Source organism: Variovorax sp. P4_B11 (genome assembly GCF_056402355.1).
Genome location: NZ_JBFUHO010000061.1, coordinates 23,075 through 42,998 on the forward strand (window position 1 = coordinate 23,075; position 19,924 = coordinate 42,998).

Genomic DNA, 19,924 nt, shown 5'->3' on the forward strand with positions numbered 1-19,924 from the left:
CGTTCACTGCTACTCCCTAAAGGCTGGCTTCGAGGTCGGTCAAAGTGACCATGAGCAGCATCGGATCGATCGGCGACGGCTCGAATCCGATCCGCTCGTAGAAGGCCCTTGCCTCCAACGTGAGCGCATGGACGATCATGCCTCGAATGCCGATGGCATCTGCGGCCTGGATCACACGCAGGCCTGCGTCACGCACGAGCGCCCGGCCCCATCCGCCGCCTTGCCGGGACCGGTCCACGGCAAGCCGCGCGAGCACGACCACGGGGATCGGGTCCGGCATGTTTCGACGAAATCGGCCTGGCGCCGACACGACGGCGACCGCACTCGACGCCAGAGCGTAGTACGCCAGCACTCGGCGATCTTCGCAGGCGACAAATGTGCGGGACGCGCCGGTTGCCTGGTTCTTCAGGGCGCGGCGCTTCAGCCAATGGTCCAGACCCTCCACCCCCGAGGCGAACGAATCAGTGTCGTGGCTGGCATCCAATCGCTCGGGTGCGCCAACCGTCATGTCGGGTCCCAGGGCGCCTTCGTTCGCATCGTCTTGCGCAGCCGCTCATTCGACTGGGGCGGCATGTCCAACCGCGACAGGAACGCGGCATAGGCTTGCGGACTGGCCGCGACGAGAACCTGGTCGAGCAAGGTTTCCTCCGCCGCTGCACGGGCGGCGTCCAGCATGAAGTCGGTGCGATTCTTGCCGCGTGCCCTGGCCGCCCGGTCGATCAGATCACGCTCCTCGGGCTTGATGCGGACGTTGAGTGTTTCTCGCTTGGTGGGCGCTTTGGACGATATGGGCATGTGCTTGCTTCCTGCAGTTCTGAGCAGCATACCAAAATGTAATGTCAACGTCATTACATCGGCTCCATCGACACGCAGGCCTTTCGCCTCGACTCGACCGGGTCCTGAAGGTGCGCCTGGCCAGCGCCGCCGTCTGGTGAGGGTGAGGGCTTAGATAGACGACTTTCGTTAACAATTTCACGAAACCCGAAGTCGTGACGTCGGCTCCCCCAGGCGCCTGTATCGGAATGTAATCAGAATGGCCTACATGAAAACCGATCGAGACGACTTCCATGATTGGCAGATGAGCGAGCGTCCCAGCATCAGCAGCACGCTCACTCCTCTTGAACGCCGGCGCCCCCGCACGCCACCGCTACCACCCGAGATGCCATGGGGGCGGATCGCGTTGATCGCCGTGCTCGGCCTTGTCTTCCTCCTCCTCGCCCTGAGATTGCATTTCCGCTGATTGACGCTGCGTCCTTGGGTGGCTTGGCGATATCGCCGAGCAGGCCCTCACGCCTTGCGCACGAACTCCGACTTCAGCTTCATCGCGCCAATCCCGTCGATCTTGCAATCGATGTCGTGGTCGCCATCGATCAGGCGGATGTTCTTCACCTTGGTGCCGACCTTCACCACCAGCGACGAGCCCTTGACCTTGAGGTCCTTGATGACGGTGATGGTGTCGCCGTCGTTCAGCACATTGCCGACCGAGTCCTTGATCACCTTTTTGCTCTCATCGGCCGTGCCCTCGGCGGCAGCGGCCGCCGCGGGCCATTCGTGGCCGCATTCGGGGCAGACCAGGTTCAGGCCGTCCTCGTAGGTGTATTCAGAATTGCATTGGGGACAGGGCGCTAGGGTACTCACGGCAGAAGCTCTTGTTCGTATCGGGTTGGGGGGCGTGGATCATAGGTTCTTTGATCGCGCCGCCCCCCGCCATCCCCTCAAGCCAGCTTGAAAGGCAGCTCCCGCACCGGCTTGCCCGTGATCGCCGCCACCGCATTCGCAAACGCCGGCGCCAGCGGCGGCAGCCCCGGCTCGCCCATGCCGGTCGGCGCGTCGGCGCTGGGCACCGTGAACACCGCGATCTGCGGCATGTCCGTGATCCGCGGCACCACGAAGTCCCCGAAGTTGCTCTGCTGCACCACCCCGTCCTTCAGCGTGATCGCCGCACCCGGCAGGCACATCGACAAGCCCATCACCGCCGCACCCTGCACCTGCGCTTCCACGCTCTTCGGGTTGACCACCAGGTTGCAGTGCACGCCCGCGGTCACCTGGTGCAATGTGGGCGTGCCGTCCTTCACCGAGGCTTCGACCACATAGGCCACCACCGAGTCGAAGGATTCGTGCACCGCCACGCCCCAGGCGCGGCCCGCTTCGAGCTTCTTCTTGCCGTAGCCGGACTTGTCCACCGCCAGTTGCAACGCCGCCTTGTGGCGCGGGTGCTTGTCGCCGATGAGCTTCATGCGGTAGGCCACCGGGTCTTGCTTGGTGGTGCGGGCGATCTCGTCGAGCAGCGTTTCCATGACGAAGGCTGTGTGGGTCGAGCCCACGCTGCGCCACCACAGCACCGGCACGTTGAGCTTGGGGTGATGCACCGTGAGCCGCATCGGCAGCTCGTACGGCTCCTTCATGCCCTCGACGGCGGTGCCGTCGATGCCGTCCTTGACCATCATCGGCTCGAACATGCTGCCCATCAGCAGCGACTGGCCGACGATCACGTGGTCCCAGCCCGTGACCTTGCCTTGCGCATCGAAGCCGATCTTCGCGGTGTGCAGATGCATTGGACGGTAGTAGCCGCCCTTGATGTCGTCCTCGCGGCTCCACAGCGTGCGGATCGGCGCCTTGATGCCCGCCGCCTGCGCGGCCTTGACGACGCTGCAGGCCTCGACCACGAAATCGCTGGTCAGCAAGCCGCGACGGCCGAAGCCGCCGCCCGCCATCTGCACATTGACCTTGACGTTTTCGGGCGGCACGCCCAGCATCTTCGCGGCCGCCATGCCGTCGATGCCCGGCATCTGCGTGCCGGTCCACACCTCGGCCTTGCCGCCGGCCAGGCTCACGGTGCAGTTGAGCGGCTCCATCGGCGCGTGCGCGAGGTAGGGGAAGACGAACTCGGCATCGATCTTGTGCGGCGCGGCGGCGATCTTCGAGACGTCGGCGTCGTACTTGCGCGCACCGGGCTTGGTCGCGAGCTCGCGGTATTGCACCAACTGCTTGTCGCTGTCGACCTTCTCGACGGCGCTGCTGTCCCATTCGATCTTGAGCGCATCGCGGCCCTGCTTGGCGGGCCAGTAGCCGGTGGCGATCACGGCCACGCCCTCGGCGCCGCGATCGAGCGGCACGCGCAGCACGGCCTTCACGCCCTTGATCGCCTTGGCGGCGCTGTCGTCCACCGACTTGATCTTGGCGCCGAACACCGGCGGATGCGACACCACGGCGGTCAGCATGCCGGGCAGCGCCATGTCGATGCCGTAGCTCTGGTGGCCGCTGGACTTGGCCTGCGCGTCGAGCCGGCCGGTGGGCTTGCCGATGAGGCGAAAGTCCTTCGGGTCCTTGAGCTTGACCGCGTCGGGCACCGGCAGCTTCATCGCCGCTTCGGCCAGTTCGCCGTAGGCCAGCTTCTTGCCGCCGGGGCCGATGACGACGCCGTCGCGCGTTTGCAGCGTGGCGGCATCGACCTTCCACTTGGCCGCCGCCGCGCCGACCAGCATGGCGCGCGTGCGGGCGCCGAGTTCGCGGTACTGCGTGTACGAGTTCTTGATCGAGCCCGAGCCGCCCGTGATGTGCATGCCGAAGGCGGGGTCGACGTAGGCCGGGTCGTTGCTGCCGTGAACGCTCTTGACCTTGGACCAGTCGGCGTCCAGTTCTTCGGCCAGGATCATCGGCAGCCCGGTCTGCACGCCCTGCCCGAAATCGAGCCGGTTGATGGTGATGGTGGTGGTGCCGTCGCGGTCGATGCGCACGAAGGCCGACGGCTGCTGCAGCGGCTTCAGGCCTGCGGGCTTGGCGGGTGCGCCTTGTGCAGCCCCTGCGCTCTTGTCCTGCGCCAGCACGGGCGCCGGGAACACGCCGAGCGCGAAGCCGCCCGCCGCCGTGAGCTTGAGGAAGCTGCGGCGCGGGAGGCCTTGGGGTTCGGTGTTGGCGACGTCGTCGCGCGCCATCAGCGCGCGAAGGTTGGCGGGCAGCTCGAAGGTGGTTGAGTCGAAGTTCATGGTGGTCTCCCTTTTCTTCAAGCCAGCGTCTTGGCGGCGTCGGCGACCGCGGCACGGATGCGCGCGTAGGTGCCGCAGCGGCAGATGTTGCCGGCCATGGCCGAATCGATGTCGGCAGCGCTGGGCTGCTTGCCGGCCGGCATCGACTTCAGGAAGGCGGTGGCCGACATGATCTGGCCGCTCTGGCAGTAGCCGCACTGCGCCACGTCGTGCTTGACCCAGGCCTCGCTCACCGCCTTGCCGACCTTGTCGCCGCCGTCGGTGACGGCTTCGATGGTGGTGATCTTCTGGCCCGCCGCGGCCGAGATCGGCGTCACGCACGAGCGGATCGGCTGGCCGTTGAGATGCACCGTGCAGGCGCCGCACAGCGCCGCGCCGCAGCCGAACTTGGTGCCCGTCATGCCGAGCGTGTCGCGCAGGGCCCAGAGGATGGGGGTGGAGGGGTCGGCGTCGACCTGCCGGTCCTTGCCGTTGATGTGGAGGGTGGTGGTCATGGTGGGGCTCTCTCTTCGATGAATAATAGTTCGGCTAAACAATAGACCTGTGCACCGCGCAGGTCAAGTTGCTCAGGCTTTGATGCCGTCCCAGCAAAGCCCGAAGGCCATCACCAGGTTGGCGTCGGTGCGCTTCAGGGCGCCGGAGCGCAGCAGGTTGGCGGTCTCGCGCACCGAGCCGCCGAAGCTGTTGATCAGCAGCACGGTCGGCACGTCCTTCAATATCTGCTGCGCCTTGGCGCTCTCGATCAGGTCGATCCAGCCCTTGATGAGCCGGGCCGAGAGGTTGCGGCTCTCTTCACTGAACCAGGGGGAGTTGTAGTACTGCTCGATGAACACGACCTGCGCATAGTGCGTGAGGCGGTGCTCGAGCCAGTTCATCCACATGTGCTGGAAGCGGCTGCGAAACGGCGCCTTCGGGTCGTCGCCCTGCAGGAGGCTGGCGGTGGTCGCCGTCTTGGCCTGCTCGTAGAGCGCGACCATGAGTTCTTCCTTCGACTTGAAGTAGACGTACAGCGTGCCCGTGGCCAGCCCCGCCTCGCGCGCGATGGCCGCCATGGTCAGGCCGCTCAGGCCGGTCTGCTCGACCAGCGTGAAGGTGGCCTCGGCGATGGCGCGGAGCTTTTCTTCGTCCTTGGGTTTCACGGGGCGATCTTAGTGCTTCCCGGGATTCTGGTGAACAATTATTCACTCAAAGGTGCCAGGGAGAGGGCGCGCGGCAAGCAGATGTTGCAATCTGCTGCTTTCCCCCTGCAGCAATTCAGCCGAGAAATTTGAAACTTCGCGGGCCTCCGGATCGCGTGGATCGCAGGCCCGGGGGGTCTCTCTTGAGCAAGAGCGGTGGGCCCAGCGCGGGCATCGAGATGACCGGCAAGAGGGTGCGCGGAGATGCTCGCCTACTTTGATTCTTGGCGCTACGACACCTCTGCCACCCTCGGAACCTTCCAACTGCCGTCAATGATGGACGGCCGCTGCTCGTTCGGCCAGTACATGCGCATCATCAGGATGAACTTGTCCTTGGGTGCGGGCAGCCAGTTCGATTCTTTGTCCTTTCCCGGGGATTCGTTCTGGATGTAGAGATCGATGGACCCATCGGGGTTGGTCTTGAACTTGCTGCGCTGGCTCACTGTGTACCGATTGAGCGGATTCACGACGAAAAAGTAGTTCTCGTTGTACATCGTCAGCGACCAGAAGCCTTTGACGGGGGGCAACTCTCCCTTGTTGAAGCGCATGACGTACTTCTTGTCGCCGCTGAATTTCTTCAGGATGTCCGGGCCTTCGGAGAACGGATAGATCGCATCCTGCGGACGGTTTGCGCCCAGGCCGATCCAGGTGACCAGCGCCCGTTGCCTGTACTGGGTGCCATACAAGCCCGTCTTGGTCGAAAAGAACCAGCCATCCTCGAGCTTGGCATCGCCGGCAAGCAGCCCCTCCTTCTGCCAGGCAATGATCTTGTCCTGCGCCGGCTTGGGCGAGGCCGCCATGCCCTTGACGACAGCCGGATCGAGCTTGGAAGGATCGAAATCCTGGCCGGGGACGATGCCGATGGTGGCGAGCTTCGCGACCATGGGCGCGTCCTCGGCTGTGGGAGGGTTGGTCTTCAGGAGTTGCGCGAAGAGCTTGAAGAAGGCCATCGCGTCCATGGCATTGACCTGCTCGCGCACGGGCGTCTTGGTGTCGATGCTCGGATCGACGACACCCGCAGTCGGCGTGTACGGCTTGCCGTACGAGCTCAACGGCACAGCCGAGACCTTGTCCTGCGCCGCGTGGACCAGCCTGTAGTCCTCCGGCGTGCCGGTGCAGTAGATGCGGCCGAGGATCCAGACCAAGCCTGTGGACGACTTGTACTCGGTCACGCCGGGCGGAAGCGTGCCCTTCCAGCCGGGGCCGGTGATCGCGTACTTCTGCGGCCCCGTTCCCGTCGTGCGCTTGCCGGGATCCTGAAAGACATTGGTCCAGCCATCGAGCATCGGGAACAGGAAATAGCGGCCCTTCATGTCCGGGACGCTCACGATCCACGGCTCCCTGGAAACATCCAACCACGCAACCGTGTAGAGGGTGTCGGCATTGGGCGCCGTGACCGACGTGAACGACGGATCGGGATACGTGCGCAACCTCGCGAACTGCCCCATCGGCGCACCGCGATGTCCTTCGTCCTTGGTGACGTTGGTGCTCACGCGCCGCGTCAGTTCCATCGTGACCAGCGGATAGGCGTACATGTAGGCGTCGATCGCCGTCTCCCGCGCTTCCCTCTCCTTGAACGGCGCTTCCAGCGCACTCGCGCCTTTATCGGCCGTCTGGGCCAATTTCGCTTCCTGCTGACTCCCGCATGACGCGAGCATCGTTAGAGCAACTGCAGTCGCGGCAAGGGACGCAAAATGGCTACGCTTCATTCTCCACCTCCAGATCCGCCGCACCGATAGTGGGCAGTGTTGAGTCAAGACCAGCACCTGCGCGAGTTCGCATCGGTCATTCGACCTACCAGCACGCGAGCACCCCTTATTCTTGATCCGACAGCATGGCCGGCATATCCCGGGCGCCACGTATCTCCACGTACGTGGAACCCGCGAAAGCAACCCATGCGAAGCCATCGCTCATGGCGGAAATTTTCTCGTGCGACGGGCACGGCGACTACCGCGCATGGGTTGCCTGAGCGCTGCTTGCCCTGGCCTGTTCGATGGCTGCCAGTTCCTCCAGGAGGATCGGTGCGCCCAGGCTGCTGGTATGGATGCCGAGCACGCTCACCGCCTGCAGCACGGCATTGATCTCTTGCGGGGTGGCGCCCAGTTCGAGCGCCTTGCGGATGTGACGGCGTGTGCCCGGCGCGTACATGTGGGTGCACGACGCGTCGACGGCGATGGCGATGAACTCCAGCACCTTCGGCTCGAGCACGCCCGAAATGATCGTGTGCATGCCCATTGCCATGAATTTCTCGGCCCATGCCGGGTCGAGTTCCGCGAAGGCATCCCAGGCCGGATTCCAGTTCCCGCTCGCACGCAATTGGTCGCAGATCGGTGTGGTGCTGCGGTTTGTCTCGTTGCTCATTTCTTCGTTTCCTTCATGTTGTCGAATCGTCGAATCGTTCAGTGGGGGCGGCGCATTCAGTGCGCCAGCGTCGGGCGCGCCGACAGGTCGAGCTGCGCACGGCCCAGGCGCACCTGGCGCGCGGCGAGCCAGAAGAACAGCCCGGCGCCGATGGCCAGGATGTCGGTCCCGAGCAGCACCGAGGTCAATGCATGGGCGCTGCCGGCCTCGACCAGGTGGTCGCTCACCATGCCGACCGCCACCGTCCCGATCGCGAGGGCGAACACATTGATCAGCAGCATCGTGACGCCCGCGACGGTCGAGCGCATCCGCGCCGGCGTCAAGCCCTGGATCATGGTGTTGGCCGGCCCGTAGAGCGCCAGCGGCAGGAAGAAGCCTGCGCACATGCCCGCATAGAACAGCGCCGAGCCGGCCGGCGCGAAGCGGTAGGCGATCATCAACGGTGCGCACAGCACGATCAGCAGCGCCATGAAGCTTGCATGGCCGCCCGGGAGGCGCTTGGCGAAGCGGTCGCTCAGCACACCGCCGACCACCGCACCGAGGACGCCGAACACGATCTGCAACGCGCCGATGGTCTTCGCGATGCCGGCCGCATCGAAGCCGCGCTCGCGCACCATCCACAGTTGGGCGAATGAGAAACCCGCGAACACCATGTGCACCAGCACGAAGCCGACGATGGCGAATTGCAAGGCGCGGTTGTGCCCGACCACGCCAAGCACTGCGCGTACCTGGGCAACAAAGGGCTGGCCCCGTTGCGGGACGGAATTCCTTTCACGCCCTTGTCCACGCTCCTCGCGCAGGAAGGCCAACGGAACGGCGATCGCCGCCCCGACGATGCCGAGCACCGTGAAGGTCGAACGCCAGCCGAGGCTCGCCCCCACCGTGCCGGCCAGCAGGAAGCTCAATCCGATGCCCAGGGGAATGCCCACGAAGAAGACGCCCATCGCCGTGCCCCGCCGTTTCTCGGAGAACAGTTCGGCCAGCAGGGCCACCGCGGCTGGAACGAGGGCCGCTTCGCCGCTGGCGACGAAGAAGCGCGCAACGGCCATCTGTTCGAAGCTCTGGGCATGTCCGGAAGCCCAGGTGCAGGCGCTCCAGATCAGCACGCCGGCCGCGATGACCCGCGTCCGGCTGAAACGATCGGCCAGCGTGCCCATGAACATGGCCATGAAACCGAAGCTGAGCACCCAGACCGAGCCGACCAGAAATCCGTACTGCGCATTGTTGAGTGCCAGATCCTTGATGACCTGCGGCGAAAAGCCCAACAGCATGTTGCGGTCGATGTGGGCGAGCACGTGAATGACCAGCAGCGATGCAAGTACCGCGTTGGGGCTTTTCTTCCAGAACATCATGTGTCTCCTTGGCGGTGGATTCCGACTGCCGCAGGGACGGCCGCGATACGCTGCCGCGGCGACTCCTGCGTGTTGACTCAGGCGACCCTGCGCAGCTGCGTGCTGCGCTGTGCCGGCGCCCGGTTGGGCGGCATGCCCAGACGCTCGAGGGTCTCGTCGGCGGATGCCCACCGAGTGCCGATCTGGTAGATGCGGTGCGCGTCTTCGCCCGTCGCGATGTCCCGGTTGAGTTCGCGGGCAATGCGCACCATCTTCTCGATCTGCTGCACCGAGGTCGCGCGTTCACCGTCGGGTCCGAAGAGCGTGTCCTCGATACCGACGCGCACATGCAGGCCCAGCGCGATGGCCATGGTGTTCATCGGCACCACGTTGCGATTCAGGGTTTCCAGCGTGAGCACGGCACCGTCGGGCGTGCGGCGGGCGAACTCGATCATGTCGGCCGGATTCAGCCCGGCCGCGCCGCCGCCGATGGCCACGTAGTTGAGGATCAGCGGGCCGGTGTAGGCGCCGCGCCGGATCAGGCGTTCGACCGTTTCCAGTTGGGTGAGGTTGCCCAGCATGAAATGCGGCTGGATGCCGTTGGCGACCAGGCGCCGGAGGTGTTCGACGTGCCAGGACGGATTGGACGGCACGATCATGTCGCGGTAGGCAGCCTGCACTGCCGGATGTGCGAGCGAGGTGCCGGCCATGTCGGCTTCGGTCGTCAGCTCCATGATGTTCATCTGGCTGGTGTTGATCGCGACAGTGACCTGGTCGGGCCGCGGATTCAGTTCGGCCAGCATGTGGCGCGTGTCATCGTTCATCCACTTGGCGGCTGCGCCCTCGCTCTCCGGCGCGAAGGAGATCGAGCCGCCGACCTGCAGCACCATCTTCGGCACCGCTTCGCGCAGGCGGGCGAGCATCTCGTTGAACTTGGACAGGCGCTTGCTTCCCTTGCCGTCGTCTTCGCGCACATGGACATGGAGCACGGTGGCGCCGGCGTTGTAGCAATCGACGGCCTTCTGGACCTGCTGGTCCATCGTGACCGGAATATCGTCCGAGTCGCCCGGCGCCCATTGCGGGCCGTAGGGCGCGACCTGGATCACGAGTTTTTCCTGGTTTTCAGGCAGCAGGGAGTCGTCTAGGAAATGCATGGTTTGTCGTCCTCGGGGGTTGTCGGTTCAGAATGAATCTGCTCGGCGCATGGTTGCTGTGCGGGCCAGGGAAGTATCGAGATTCCATACATTTCGGTTTGACAAAACGCGACAATGGTTTTGCATATCGCGACACCGCAGGAGCTCGGATGGCCTACTTGCTTCGCAGCGCGAGCCTGACCAATTACGTCGAAGTGGCGCGATCGGTCGGCCTCGACCCCTACCGACAGTTGAGTGCCGCCGGCATCAACCGGGCGGTGCTGCTGGATCCGGACATCAAGATTCCGGCCGAGGCGGTGGGGCGTCTGCTGGAAGCTTCGGCGCAGGCGGCGGGCATCGATGATTTCGGCCTGCGCATGGCCGAGACCCGCGAACTCTCCAACCTGGGGCCGCTCGGCTTCGTGGCGCGAGAAGAACCGACGCTGCGCAAGACGCTCGAATCGATCGCGCACTACCTTCGGCTGCAGAACGAGGCGGTCTTCCTGAGGGTCGAGGAGACGGAGGGCCTGGCCATCATTCGCGAAGACATGCTGGGTGGCTTTCCCGGCTCGGTGCGCCAGGCGACGCAACTCATGCTCGGCGTTCTGCACCGGATGCTGAGGATCATTGCCGGCGCAGCCTGGAGGCCGCGCAGGATCTGCTTCACGCACAACGCGCCGGCCAGCCTTGCAGTCCACACGCGGGTCTTCGGCCCGGCGATTGCATTCAACCAGGACTTCGACGGTATCGTGTGCCTGGCCTCGGACCTGGACACCGCGATGCCGTCCTATGACCCGGTCATGGCGCATCAGACGCGCCAGTACCTCGATGCGATGCTGGCACAGTCCAATGCCAGCATGTCCGAAAAGGTCAGTGAACTGATCCTGGCGCTGCTTCCATCAGGCGCGTGCTCGGTGGAGCGGGTGGCGCAACACCTGGGCGTGGAGCCCAGGACCGTGCAACGCCATCTCGCGCAAGGCGGAGAGAGCTATTCGTCGATCCTCGATGCGGTGCGCTCGGAGCTCGTGACGCGCTATGTGGAAAGCCGCGATCGCCCGCTGTCCGAAGTCGCGACGCTGCTGGGTTTCTCGTCCTCGAGCGCGTTCTCCCGATGGTTCGGGAGCCGCTTCGGCTGTAGCGTTTCGAAGTGGCGTCGCAGACCACCCGACGGCGACGCGGCCGTTGCATAAGCATCGCGATCAGGCCGAACGAGGACAGGGAAAGCCCGGGGGCCTAGTGCATCTGCCGCACGATATCGAGCGCCTCCTCGATCCGCTCCACCGCGTGGATCGTCAGCCCCTCGATCTCCTTCGTGCCCTTGCGCGGCGCGTTGGCCTTGGGCACCACCGCCACGCTGAAGCCCAGCTTGGCCGCCTCGCGCAGCCGCTCCTGCCCGCGCGGCGCCGGCCGCACCTCGCCGGCCAGCCCCACTTCGCCGAAGGCGATGAAGCCCTTGGGCAGCGGCTTGCCGCGCAGGCTCGACGTGATCGCGAGCATCACCGCCAGGTCGGCCGCGGGCTCGCTGATGCGCACCCCGCCCACCGCGTTGACGAACACGTCCTGGTCCATGCAGGCCACGCCCGCATGCCGGTGCAGCACCGCCAGCAGCATCGCCAGGCGGTCGCGGTCCAGGCCCACCGACAGCCGCCGCGGGCTGGGCCCGCCGTTGTCGACCAGCGCCTGGATCTCGACCAGCATCGGCCGCGTGCCTTCGAGCGTGACCAGCACCACGCTGCCGGGCACCGGCTCGGCGTGCTGGCTCAGGAAGATGGCGCTCGGGTTGGTCACGCCCTTCAGGCCGCGCTCGGTCATGGCGAAGACGCCGATCTCGTTGACCGCGCCGAAGCGGTTCTTGATGGCCCGCACCAGGCGGAAGCTCGAATGCGTGTCGCCCTCGAAGTACAGCACCGTGTCGACCATGTGCTCCAGCACGCGCGGTCCGGCCAGCGCGCCCTCCTTGGTGACGTGGCCGACCAGCACGATGGCGGTGCCGCTGGCCTTGGCGAAGCGCGTCAGGTGCGCGGCGCACTCGCGCACCTGGGCCACCGAGCCCGGGGCCGAGGTGAGCTGGTCGGAGTACACGGTCTGGATCGAGTCGATGACCGCGATCGCCGGGCGGTGCGCGTCCAGCGTGGCGATGATCTTCTCCAGCTGGATCTCGGCCAGCACCTGCACCTGCGAATGGTCCAGGCCGAGCCGGCGCGAGCGCAAGGCCACCTGGGCGCCGCTCTCTTCGCCCGTGACGTAGAGCGCGTTGCGGCCGGCGTGCTGCAGCGCATCGACCGCCTGCAGCAGCAAGGTCGACTTGCCGATGCCCGGGTCGCCGCCGATCAAGGTCACGCCGCCGTCGACGATGCCGCCGCCCAGCACGCGGTCGAGCTCGTCGATGCCGGTCGGCGCGCGCGCGATGTCGGTGGCTTCGATTTCCGACAGCGTCGCGAGCTCGGCCGAGCCGGCCAGCGACGAGAACTGGGTGCCGAAGCGATTGTTGGCAGCGCCGCCCGCGGGGCCGGCAACCTGCTCGATCAAAGTGTTCCAGGCGCCGCAGCTCGGACATTTGCCGAGCCACTTGGGGCTGGTGCCGCCGCATTCGCTGCAGACGTAGAGGGTTTTTTCCTTGGCCATGGGGGTGAGTGTAGGGAGGCGCAGAGCGGGAGTTCCGGAAGGTTCCCGACCGGGATCAGATCTTTCAGCGCGTTGAGTGCAGCATCGGCGGAAAGAGGCTCGATACATTGAACGTTCGATCGAAACACGGATGTTCAGAAGCACCATGCGCGACGCACACATCCAGGCCCAAAGATGCGCGACATCCAGGCTTCTGTGCTTGCAGGCCCTGGCGGGGCTGGCGCAATGGATCGATATCTTCCTCATCTTCTCGGTCCCCGCATTTCTTTGGAGGTCGAGCCCTTCGGAGATCGCCTTCCTTGCCGCGTGCTTCGGCGTACCCAGCCTGGTGCTTGGCCCCTTTATCGGCGCATTCCTCGACCACTCCGATCCTCGGAAGGCGATGGCGCTCGGCATCCATGCGCGCTCGATCCTTTCCGCCCTGATCGCGTTTGCACCAGGGTATGGCGCCTTCTGCGCCTTGGTCTTCCTGAAAGGGCTCGCGAACCAGTGCTACTGGCCTTCCACCTTCATCCTCACGAATCACGTGGTCGGCGAAGACGAAAGGACGCGGTACTTCAGCAGCCTCAGCGTTTGCGATCAGGTCTCGAAGATCGCAACGCCGCTCGTGGCGGGCGTTCTAGGACTCATCGCCGGATCACAGCTCACATTCCTGGCGTCGGCCGCGTTGACGTTCGTCGGCTCCAGCCTTCTTCCCGGCCTTTTTTCGAATCTCGACATCGAGCGGCGTCCGCGCAGGATTGTTCGCGAAATCAGAAGTGAATTGCTCTCCGGATTTCGTGCCATGGCCGCTCTCGATCGGCGCTTGATCGCCACCATTGCCTTGGCAGTTGGAATGTCGCTGACCCTGGCCCTCTATGACCCTCACGTGGCGAGCTTCCTCAAGCATTCGGGCTTCGACGCGCAGGCTTTTTCGTTGGTCGTGGCGGGAACGGCGGGTGGTGCGGTGATGGGTGCACTGCTGGTTCGACTCGGGCTGACTCGATGGACTCCTGCGCAACTCATTCGCAGTGGAATCGTGGTGTTCGCCATCTCGACTACGGGAATTGCCGTTGCCGCGATTTCGTCCAAGGGCCAGGGAGTTTCGGTCTACGTCGCCCTTTGGGCTGTGAACGGCATGGGGTATGAGCTGTTTCTCATCGGCCTGGGCGTGAGCATGCAGAACCTTTGTCCAAGGGATCTCCTGGGTCGAGTCAGCAGTTCCACCCGCAGCCTCCAGATGCTTGCCGTCGTCGCCGGGCCCAGCATTGGGGCCTGGCTCACCACGAGCCAGACGCGGGCGTCGTCGTTCGTGGCTGCAGCCGGGTTGTCCGTCATGCTGCTGTTTGCATCGGCCATCGGCCTGAGGCAAGCAGGACGAGGTCAACAGGGCGCCACATAGACGCCTGGGCGGCCAGCGCAAGGCTTCATGCCAACCGCCAGGTGCTAGGTACAAACCCAGGCAAGACGCCAACGCTCAGGGCGCCTATCGTTCTCCCACGCCGAATCTGCCAAGGGCGAGAGGATGGCCGCTGTACCACAGCGACCGAACGCGGCCGGGTCAGCGCTGCCGCGACCGGTTCATTCCCGCTGACGCCACCCGATCGAGGAGCATCGTCATGAACGGTTTCATGCTGGTCAGGCACAAGGTCAAGGACTTCACCGTCTGGAAGGCGGGCTATGACGCCCACGCGCCCAAGCGCGACGAGGCCGGACTCACCGAGCAATACCTGCTGCGCGGCGTCGATGACGCCAACGAGGTCGTGATGCTGTTCGAGGCGCAGGACATCGCCCGGGCCAAGGCGTTCGCCGAATCCGCGGATCTGCGCGAGACGATGCAGGCCGTCGGGGTGGTCGACAAGCCGGACATCCACTTCCTCAACCGCTGAGCCGATACGCCCAGAGCCTCAAGGACCTCGACATGACCAGCACCCTCACGCTCGTGATCTACATGGCCATCCTGACCTGGCTCACCGTGCTCGTCGCGAGCCTCATCCGGGTCAAGGGCTGGACGCCGTCCGGCACCATGATGGCGCTGAGCAACCGCGACAAGCTGCCCGAGGCCACGCTCTTCGCAGGGCGCGCCGAGCGCGCCGCCCGCAACACGCTCGAGAACTTCGTGCTGTTCGCCGCGATCGCGCTGGTGGCGCATGCAGCGGGCGCGACCAGCCCGAAGATCGCCACGGGCGCGCAGATCTTCTTCTGGGCCCGGGTGCTGTACGTCCCGGTCTACTGCGCCGGCATCACCTATCTGCGCACGGCGATCTGGGTGGTGAGCATCGCGGGGCTGGGGATGATGATTTCCGGCATCTTGTAGCCGGATCGAATTCCGCCACGGCTCCACGGCGCGGCCAGCGCCCGTTGCCCCGCCCTGCGCATCGTCATCAAGGCGGGGGATGGACCTACACCTACACGGTGACGCCGCGCTACGTGGATGCCAGGCCGAAGCGGAACTACGAACGCAGGAATTCAGCGCTTGAAAGCAGCCGCTCAATGCCTTGGACTCTCCATCTGAGCAACAAGACTGCGCACGGCGGGAGCGTCCGCAGATGAGAGGGTGAAGCGAGGTCGAGCGAACGGCGACTAGCAGACCGTCGTGAAGTTCTTCTCCCCAGCGAATTGTGTCGCCGTCGACGCCGGAGTAGAGTGCACCGCTCGCAGGACTTCAGGAGGCCCCATGACGCATCAGATGAATGACAGCATCGAAGCATTCCGTACGGCCTTCAGCGGGCAGACGTTGACGCCCGGCGATCCTGAATACGACAAATCGCGCGCAATCTGGAATGGCGCCATCGACCGCAAGCCTGCGTTGATTGCGTGCTGCACCACGGCCAATCAGGTCGCAGACGCCATCCGCTTCGCGCGCGAGCATGAGTTCCAACTCGCGGTCCGCGGGGGCGGTCACAGCTACGCCGGGAATTCGGTGTGCGATGGTGGCTTGATGATCCATCTCGGCGCAATGAATGGCGTCGTCGTCGATCCTTCGGCCCGGCGGGCCGTGTGCGGCGGCGGCGCGACCTGGGCGGACATCGATGCGGCGACGCAGGCGCACGGGCTGGCGACCCCTGGTGGCTTCATCAGCCACACCGGGATTGCAGGACTCACCCTCGGAGGAGGAATCGGCTGGCTCACCAAGACCGCCGGACTCTCGTGCGACAACCTCGTCGCCGCCGAAGTGGTGACCGCCGACTCGCGCGTGGTCCGCGCGTCAGCGGAAGAGAACCCCGACCTGTTCTGGGCGCTGCGCGGCGGCGGTGGCAACTTCGGTGTCGTCACGTCATTCGAGTTTGCGCTTCACCCCGTGGGCCCTCTGGTCAACCTCGGGCTGTTCTTCTTCGGCCTCGACAACGGCTCCAAGGCCCTGCAGTTCGCCCGCGAGTACGTCAACACCTTGCCCGCCAACACGACGGCCTTCCTCGCGATCGGCTTGAGCGCGCCGCCTGCGCCGTTTGTTCCTGAGCAGTACCGGTTCCTGCCCGGGCATGCGCTGCTGGTCGCAGGCTTCGGATCGGCCGAGGAACACCAGGCCGTCGTCGCCCCGATTCGCGAGGCTGTGACGCCTCTCTTCGAGTTGGTCACACCGATTCCCTACGTTGCGCTCCAGCAGATGTTCAACGACAGCGCGACCTGGGGAACGCTCGGCTACGAGAAGGCGCTCTACCTCGACGAGTTGTCGGACGCGGCGATTGCGGTCATCGGCGAACACGTACCGAAGAAAAGCTCGCCGCTATCGTTCTGCCCGACCTTTGTCCTGTCCGGTGCCTACCGCACCCCTGGCGACGCCGACACGGCCTTCGGCGGAAGCCGAGCTGCAAACTTCGTGTTCAACATCGGAGCCGCCGCCCTCGATCGCGAGATGTACGAAGCCGATCGAAGCTGGGTGCGCAACTTCTGGGAAGCGATGCGCCCGCATGCAACCGGGTCGGGCGGCTACGTGAACTTCATGGTGGAAGCCGATGAGGACCGCGTGCGCGCTTCCTACGGCGAGGCCAAGTACCAGCGCCTTGCGGGCATCAAGGCCGAATACGACCCGGGGAACGTCTTCCGCCTCAACGTCAATATCAAGCCGGCGCCGCCGGCTGCGTGAGCTTCGGCCGGAATGCCATGGCCAGTTCGATGGCCTCGTCGATGTCCGGTATCTGCCCCGCCGCGAAGGCAGCGTCGACTTGTTCCTTATGGCGATCGAACCAGAGCCTTGCCCGGCCGAGTTCAAGCAGATTGACGCCCGTCGACCGAAGGGAGCCGATCGCGTCATAGACGCCCAGAGCGGCTAACAGCAACGGTTGCGTAGGGTGCAACTGCGTGTCGTGCTCGGCAGCTTCACCGAAGGCCCAAAGAGCGTTCGCGATCTCGAATTTCGCTCGCCGCTCGACGGCAATCCGCAGTGACTGCCGCAACAAGTCCAGACCTCCATCGGCATCGCCGCTGCGCATGCGTTCCAGCCCGATGACGCGCAGCAGAACGCCCGCCCGAAGACTGTCGCCCGCAGTTCGAAAGATCGCGAGCGCTTGGTCCCACAGGCGCAGCGCGTGTTCGTGTTCGCGTCGTTCGTTGCGGCTTATCCCCATGTGCCACAGCGTGAACGCCACGCCCCAGCGGTCATCGATCTCGCGCATGACGAGCTGACTGTCCGCGAAGCGCTGGTCGGCCAGCGCGAAGTCTCCCTCCGCGAGTGCAAAAAAGCCGAGGAAGTCCAGCGCGTACGCCTCGCAGCGGCAGTCGCCGCAGGCTCTGGCCATCTCAAAGCTCTGATTCAACGCCCGGTGCATGGCGGACCTGTCTCCTTGAAACCAGGCCATGTAGCCCACGAAATAGAGGGCCCATGCATGTTCGACAGGGTACGCGACGGCATTCGGCGCTGCCATCATGCGGCGCAGCCAGAGGACACCCTCGCTGTATTCACTGCGTATGGACCAGTAGCGTCCCAGGCGGGACGCCAATCGCAGCCCAGGGTGCGTTCTGTGCGCGCTGGCCGCCCATTCCATCGCCGCACGCACGTTGTTATTCTCCGTCTCGATGGCCTGCAGTGCAGCGAGTTGTCCCGCGCCACACAAGTGCGGTTCGGCACCTTCGACGAGTCCAAGGAAATGGTCGAGATGGCGATCGCGAAGGACATCGAGTTCGCCTGCCTCGACCAGCTTCTCCGCGGCGTACTGGCGCACCGATTCGAGCAGCTGATAGCGCACCGTCTCCTTTCCTTCCCGTGCGCCGACCAGCGACTTGTTGACCAGATGGCTCAGCAGTTCCAGCACGTCGGCAAGGTCGATCTCCCCACCCGACGCAACCGCCTCCGCGGCGGCCAGCGTACAGCCGCCCGCGAACACGGAGAGCCGCCTCAACAGTGCACGTTCGGGAGTTGAAAGAAGGTCAAAGCTCCAGTCGATCGCGGCACGCAGCGTCTGCTGGCGCGGCATTGCCGTTCGGCTGCCTCCGGTGAGCAAGCGGAACCGATCGTTCAAGCGCGCTTGAATCTGTTGCGCGCTGAGCATCTTGGCGCGGGCTGCCGCCAACTCGATCGCCAGCGGTATGCCGTCCAGCCGGACGCAAATCTCCGCAACCGCTGATGCGTTCTGTCGATCCACCGCAAAGGACGGCTGGGCCGCAACCGCCCGATCGATAAACAATCGCACCGACTCATATTGCGACAGACCTTCGGCCTCGGCGAGTGGGCCGACGCCAGCTTCGGGCATCGTGAGGGGTCGTACCGGAAAGACGAGCTCGCCGGGAATGCCCAGCGCCTCGCGGGTCGTGGCGAGAATCGTGATTGCAGGACAACAAGCCAGCAGCCGCTGTGCGAGGCGCGCCACCGCCTCGACCATGTGTTCGCAGTTGTCGATGACCAGCAGCACCTGCTTGTCCTTCAGGAAATCGATCAGCACGTCCTCGGGCTTGCGCAAGCCCTCCTCACGCAGGCCGAAGGTATAGGCTACGGCGGTGGGCAGAAAGGTCGGGTCGGCCACCGGCGCGAGTTCCACGAGCCATGCACCGTCGGCGAACTCGCCGAACACCGATGAAGCGGCCTGGATCGACAGCCGGGTCTTGCCAGACCCTCCCGGGCCGGACAGGGTAAGCAGCCTGGTCAACCGCAGCTGGTCGCGGATCGTCGCAAGTTCGACTTCGCGGCCGATGAAGCTGTTGAGCGGGATGGGAAGATTGTGTGGCGGCGCATGCAGTGCCTTCAGGGCAGGAAACTCGCTGCGCAGCCCGGGCGCCGCGAGCTGGAAGATTCTTTGCGGTTGTGCCAGATCCCTCAGCAGATGCTGGCCCAGGTCACGCAAAGACACCTCCCGGGGCAACTTGTCGCGCACGAGCTCGACCGTCGTCAACGACAGCAACACCTGGCCGCCGTGGCCAGCCGACAGGATGCGCGAAACGCGGCTCAGCGTGATCCCAGAGACGTATTCTCCCGACTTGAACTCACCCTCTCGTACCTTGGCAGCACCGGTGTGCAGGGCCATGCGAACGCTCAGGCAGTCGACCCCATCCCAGCGTTCCGTGCGAAGCGTGCGCTGGGCTTCCAGCGCAGCAGCCAAGCCGTCCGATGCGACCGCGAACGCCGCGCAACAACCGTCACCGATCACCTGAAACAGATAGCCGCCATGCCGCTCGATGCTGGCCGTCAGCAGCGCATGGTGCCGCGAAAGGGCGGCCCCCATCGCATCGGGGAAGAGCTGCCATAGCCTGGTACTGCCCTCGATGTCAGTGAACAGGAAGGTGACCGTGCCCGAGGGGAGTTGCGTCATAGGTCACCGCTGGACGCAAGGGAACGCACCATCCGACAGAACGCCGTGATCCCGTCGCGGAGAAAAGACCGGCCGGCTTGTTTCATCGGTGGTGTGCAAAGTGGCGAACTGGTGACGGCGACCATTGTCATGTGTATCCGCCGCGGATGACAACCGTCGTCGCTCCGGAGTGCGCGAGTTCGCTGAGGCGATTTGAACGCTCCGCACCTTGGGCGGCGCTGGTGTGCATCAGCGCCAAAGCCGGTGCGATCGGTGCCTTGCCCCCCGAATCAATAGATGCTTAAGGGGGTTGGAGTTCAGGTGCTTGAAAGCGGACCGTCGCGAATGACTGGAAGTGGCCCGCAAGGTGCCGGACGCAAGATTCAGCCGCACGCATTGGTGCGAGGCGGTGCGTCGGGAATCATGTTCTCTCTTTGAGATGTGACCACGCCCAGCCGAACAGCGTGGCGACCAGGAATGGATAGGCGAAGAACGGCAACGGTGCCGACAAGGGCGTGAGTTGGCGTCCGGCAAAGATTTCCATTGCCACGAGCGCGAACAACGCCGACGCGATGAACCCGACCGCCCTGACCAGCTTGGGCATGATGT

19 protein-coding genes are annotated in these 19,924 nt (G+C 64.9%); 6 read left to right on the plus strand and 13 right to left on the minus strand.

Annotated features, from left to right (window positions below; genetic code table 11):
* Nucleotides 1-16 precede the first annotated feature (16 nt).
* Together AC1DYD_RS33535 and AC1DYD_RS33540 are read right to left on the minus strand one after the other, a co-directional pair.
* On the minus strand, nucleotides 17-508 hold the full coding sequence (locus AC1DYD_RS33535) for a GNAT family N-acetyltransferase (RefSeq protein ID WP_478177052.1): 492 nt from the start codon (nucleotides 506-508) through the stop codon (nucleotides 17-19).
* Nucleotides 505-795 carry a type II toxin-antitoxin system TacA family antitoxin gene (locus AC1DYD_RS33540; protein ID WP_478177070.1) on the minus strand — a complete coding sequence of 97 codons (291 nt, stop codon included), beginning with the start codon at nucleotides 793-795 and terminating at the stop codon, nucleotides 505-507. The genes AC1DYD_RS33535 and AC1DYD_RS33540 overlap by 4 nt, the downstream gene beginning before the upstream one ends.
* Before the next feature lie 247 nt (nucleotides 796-1,042).
* On the opposite strand from AC1DYD_RS33540, the gene AC1DYD_RS33545 reads away from it, so the two are divergent.
* Entirely contained in the window at nucleotides 1,043-1,240 is a 198-nt protein-coding gene (locus AC1DYD_RS33545; RefSeq protein WP_478177053.1) for a hypothetical protein, read from the plus strand.
* Between the two features lie 47 nt (nucleotides 1,241-1,287).
* On the opposite strand, the gene AC1DYD_RS33550 is transcribed toward AC1DYD_RS33545, so the two are convergent.
* The 8 genes from AC1DYD_RS33550 to AC1DYD_RS33585 form a co-directional block, all read right to left on the minus strand.
* Nucleotides 1,288-1,638 carry a zinc ribbon domain-containing protein YjdM gene (locus tag AC1DYD_RS33550; protein ID WP_478177054.1) on the minus strand — a complete coding sequence of 117 codons (351 nt, stop codon included), beginning with the start codon at nucleotides 1,636-1,638 and terminating at the stop codon, nucleotides 1,288-1,290.
* Nucleotides 1,639-1,715: 77 nt separating this feature from the next.
* On the minus strand, nucleotides 1,716-3,986 hold the full coding sequence (locus AC1DYD_RS33555) for a xanthine dehydrogenase family protein molybdopterin-binding subunit (RefSeq protein ID WP_478177055.1): 2,271 nt from the start codon (nucleotides 3,984-3,986) through the stop codon (nucleotides 1,716-1,718).
* Nucleotides 3,987-4,003: 17 nt separating this feature from the next.
* Entirely contained in the window at nucleotides 4,004-4,480 is a 477-nt protein-coding gene (locus AC1DYD_RS33560) for a (2Fe-2S)-binding protein (RefSeq protein ID WP_478177056.1), read from the minus strand.
* Nucleotides 4,481-4,552: 72 nt separating this feature from the next.
* Nucleotides 4,553-5,125: a TetR/AcrR family transcriptional regulator gene (locus AC1DYD_RS33565; protein ID WP_478177057.1), complete on the minus strand. Its 573-nt coding sequence runs from the start codon at nucleotides 5,123-5,125 to the stop codon at nucleotides 4,553-4,555.
* Between the two features lie 269 nt (nucleotides 5,126-5,394).
* Nucleotides 5,395-6,930, minus strand: a complete 1,536-nt coding sequence (locus AC1DYD_RS33570) for a DUF1254 domain-containing protein (protein WP_478177058.1) — start codon at nucleotides 6,928-6,930, stop codon at nucleotides 5,395-5,397.
* 181 nt (nucleotides 6,931-7,111) lie between these two features.
* On the minus strand, nucleotides 7,112-7,525 hold the full coding sequence (locus AC1DYD_RS33575) for a carboxymuconolactone decarboxylase family protein (protein ID WP_478177059.1): 414 nt from the start codon (nucleotides 7,523-7,525) through the stop codon (nucleotides 7,112-7,114).
* 56 nt (nucleotides 7,526-7,581) lie between these two features.
* Nucleotides 7,582-8,874, minus strand: a complete 1,293-nt coding sequence (locus AC1DYD_RS33580; RefSeq protein WP_478177060.1) for an MFS transporter — start codon at nucleotides 8,872-8,874, stop codon at nucleotides 7,582-7,584.
* Nucleotides 8,875-8,954: 80 nt separating this feature from the next.
* Nucleotides 8,955-10,010 carry a beta-keto acid cleavage family enzyme gene (locus AC1DYD_RS33585; RefSeq protein WP_478177061.1) on the minus strand — a complete coding sequence of 352 codons (1,056 nt, stop codon included), beginning with the start codon at nucleotides 10,008-10,010 and terminating at the stop codon, nucleotides 8,955-8,957.
* Between the two features lie 149 nt (nucleotides 10,011-10,159).
* Here AC1DYD_RS33585 and AC1DYD_RS33590 point away from each other — a divergent pair, with 149 nt between their 5' ends.
* Nucleotides 10,160-11,179 (plus strand): AraC family transcriptional regulator, encoded by a 1,020-nt coding sequence (locus tag AC1DYD_RS33590; RefSeq protein ID WP_478177071.1) that lies wholly within the window; start codon nucleotides 10,160-10,162, stop codon nucleotides 11,177-11,179.
* Between the two features lie 43 nt (nucleotides 11,180-11,222).
* On the opposite strand, the gene radA is transcribed toward AC1DYD_RS33590, so the two are convergent.
* Nucleotides 11,223-12,614, minus strand: coding sequence for a DNA repair protein RadA (gene radA / locus AC1DYD_RS33595; protein WP_478177062.1), 1,392 nt, complete (start codon nucleotides 12,612-12,614; stop codon nucleotides 11,223-11,225).
* 145 nt (nucleotides 12,615-12,759) lie between these two features.
* On the opposite strand from radA, the gene AC1DYD_RS33600 reads away from it, so the two are divergent.
* The 4 genes from AC1DYD_RS33600 (at nucleotide 12,760) to AC1DYD_RS33615 (ending at nucleotide 16,680) form a co-directional block, all read left to right on the plus strand.
* The gene (locus AC1DYD_RS33600; protein WP_478177063.1) at nucleotides 12,760-13,995 is read left to right on the plus strand and encodes an MFS transporter; all 1,236 of its coding nucleotides are present in this window, start codon (nucleotides 12,760-12,762) and stop codon (nucleotides 13,993-13,995) included.
* A gap of 217 nt (nucleotides 13,996-14,212) precedes the next feature.
* Entirely contained in the window at nucleotides 14,213-14,482 is a 270-nt protein-coding gene (locus tag AC1DYD_RS33605; protein ID WP_478177064.1) for a hypothetical protein, read from the plus strand.
* A 32-nt stretch (nucleotides 14,483-14,514) separates the two neighbouring features.
* Complete coding sequence (locus tag AC1DYD_RS33610) at nucleotides 14,515-14,910, plus strand: MAPEG family protein (protein WP_478177065.1); 396 nt, start codon at nucleotides 14,515-14,517, stop codon at nucleotides 14,908-14,910.
* 279 nt (nucleotides 14,911-15,189) lie between these two features.
* Nucleotides 15,190-16,680, plus strand: a complete 1,491-nt coding sequence (locus AC1DYD_RS33615) for an FAD-binding oxidoreductase (RefSeq protein ID WP_478177066.1) — start codon at nucleotides 15,190-15,192, stop codon at nucleotides 16,678-16,680.
* Here the strand turns inward: AC1DYD_RS33615 and AC1DYD_RS33620 are convergent.
* Nucleotides 16,655-19,336 carry an ATP-binding protein gene (locus AC1DYD_RS33620; protein WP_478177067.1) on the minus strand — a complete coding sequence of 894 codons (2,682 nt, stop codon included), beginning with the start codon at nucleotides 19,334-19,336 and terminating at the stop codon, nucleotides 16,655-16,657. The genes AC1DYD_RS33615 and AC1DYD_RS33620 overlap by 26 nt on opposite strands.
* 400 nt (nucleotides 19,337-19,736) lie before the next feature.
* A partial coding sequence (locus AC1DYD_RS33625) for a hypothetical protein (protein ID WP_478177068.1) occupies nucleotides 19,737-19,924 on the minus strand: 188 nt, incomplete at its 5' end.

Bases quoted from the DNA above. Each gene is read 5' to 3' on its own strand.
- AC1DYD_RS33535 (WP_478177052.1), bottom strand. From the start codon at position 508: ATGACGGTTGGCGCACCCGAGCGATTGGATGCCAGCCACGACACTGAT.
- AC1DYD_RS33540 (WP_478177070.1), bottom strand. From the start codon at position 795: ATGCCCATATCGTCCAAAGCGCCCACCAAGCGAGAAACACTCAACGTC.
- AC1DYD_RS33545 (WP_478177053.1), top strand. From the start codon at position 1,043: ATGAAAACCGATCGAGACGACTTCCATGATTGGCAGATGAGCGAGCGT.
- AC1DYD_RS33555 (WP_478177055.1), bottom strand. From the start codon at position 3,986: ATGAACTTCGACTCAACCACCTTCGAGCTGCCCGCCAACCTTCGCGCG.
- AC1DYD_RS33560 (WP_478177056.1), bottom strand. From the start codon at position 4,480: ATGACCACCACCCTCCACATCAACGGCAAGGACCGGCAGGTCGACGCC.
- AC1DYD_RS33575 (WP_478177059.1), bottom strand. From the start codon at position 7,525: ATGAGCAACGAGACAAACCGCAGCACCACACCGATCTGCGACCAATTG.
- AC1DYD_RS33580 (WP_478177060.1), bottom strand. From the start codon at position 8,874: ATGTTCTGGAAGAAAAGCCCCAACGCGGTACTTGCATCGCTGCTGGTC.
- AC1DYD_RS33585 (WP_478177061.1), bottom strand. From the start codon at position 10,010: ATGCATTTCCTAGACGACTCCCTGCTGCCTGAAAACCAGGAAAAACTC.
- AC1DYD_RS33590 (WP_478177071.1), top strand. From the start codon at position 10,160: ATGGCCTACTTGCTTCGCAGCGCGAGCCTGACCAATTACGTCGAAGTG.
- radA (WP_478177062.1), bottom strand. From the start codon at position 12,614: ATGGCCAAGGAAAAAACCCTCTACGTCTGCAGCGAATGCGGCGGCACC.
- AC1DYD_RS33600 (WP_478177063.1), top strand. From the start codon at position 12,760: ATGCGCGACGCACACATCCAGGCCCAAAGATGCGCGACATCCAGGCTT.
- AC1DYD_RS33605 (WP_478177064.1), top strand. From the start codon at position 14,213: ATGAACGGTTTCATGCTGGTCAGGCACAAGGTCAAGGACTTCACCGTC.
- AC1DYD_RS33610 (WP_478177065.1), top strand. From the start codon at position 14,515: ATGACCAGCACCCTCACGCTCGTGATCTACATGGCCATCCTGACCTGG.
- AC1DYD_RS33620 (WP_478177067.1), bottom strand. From the start codon at position 19,336: ATGACGCAACTCCCCTCGGGCACGGTCACCTTCCTGTTCACTGACATC.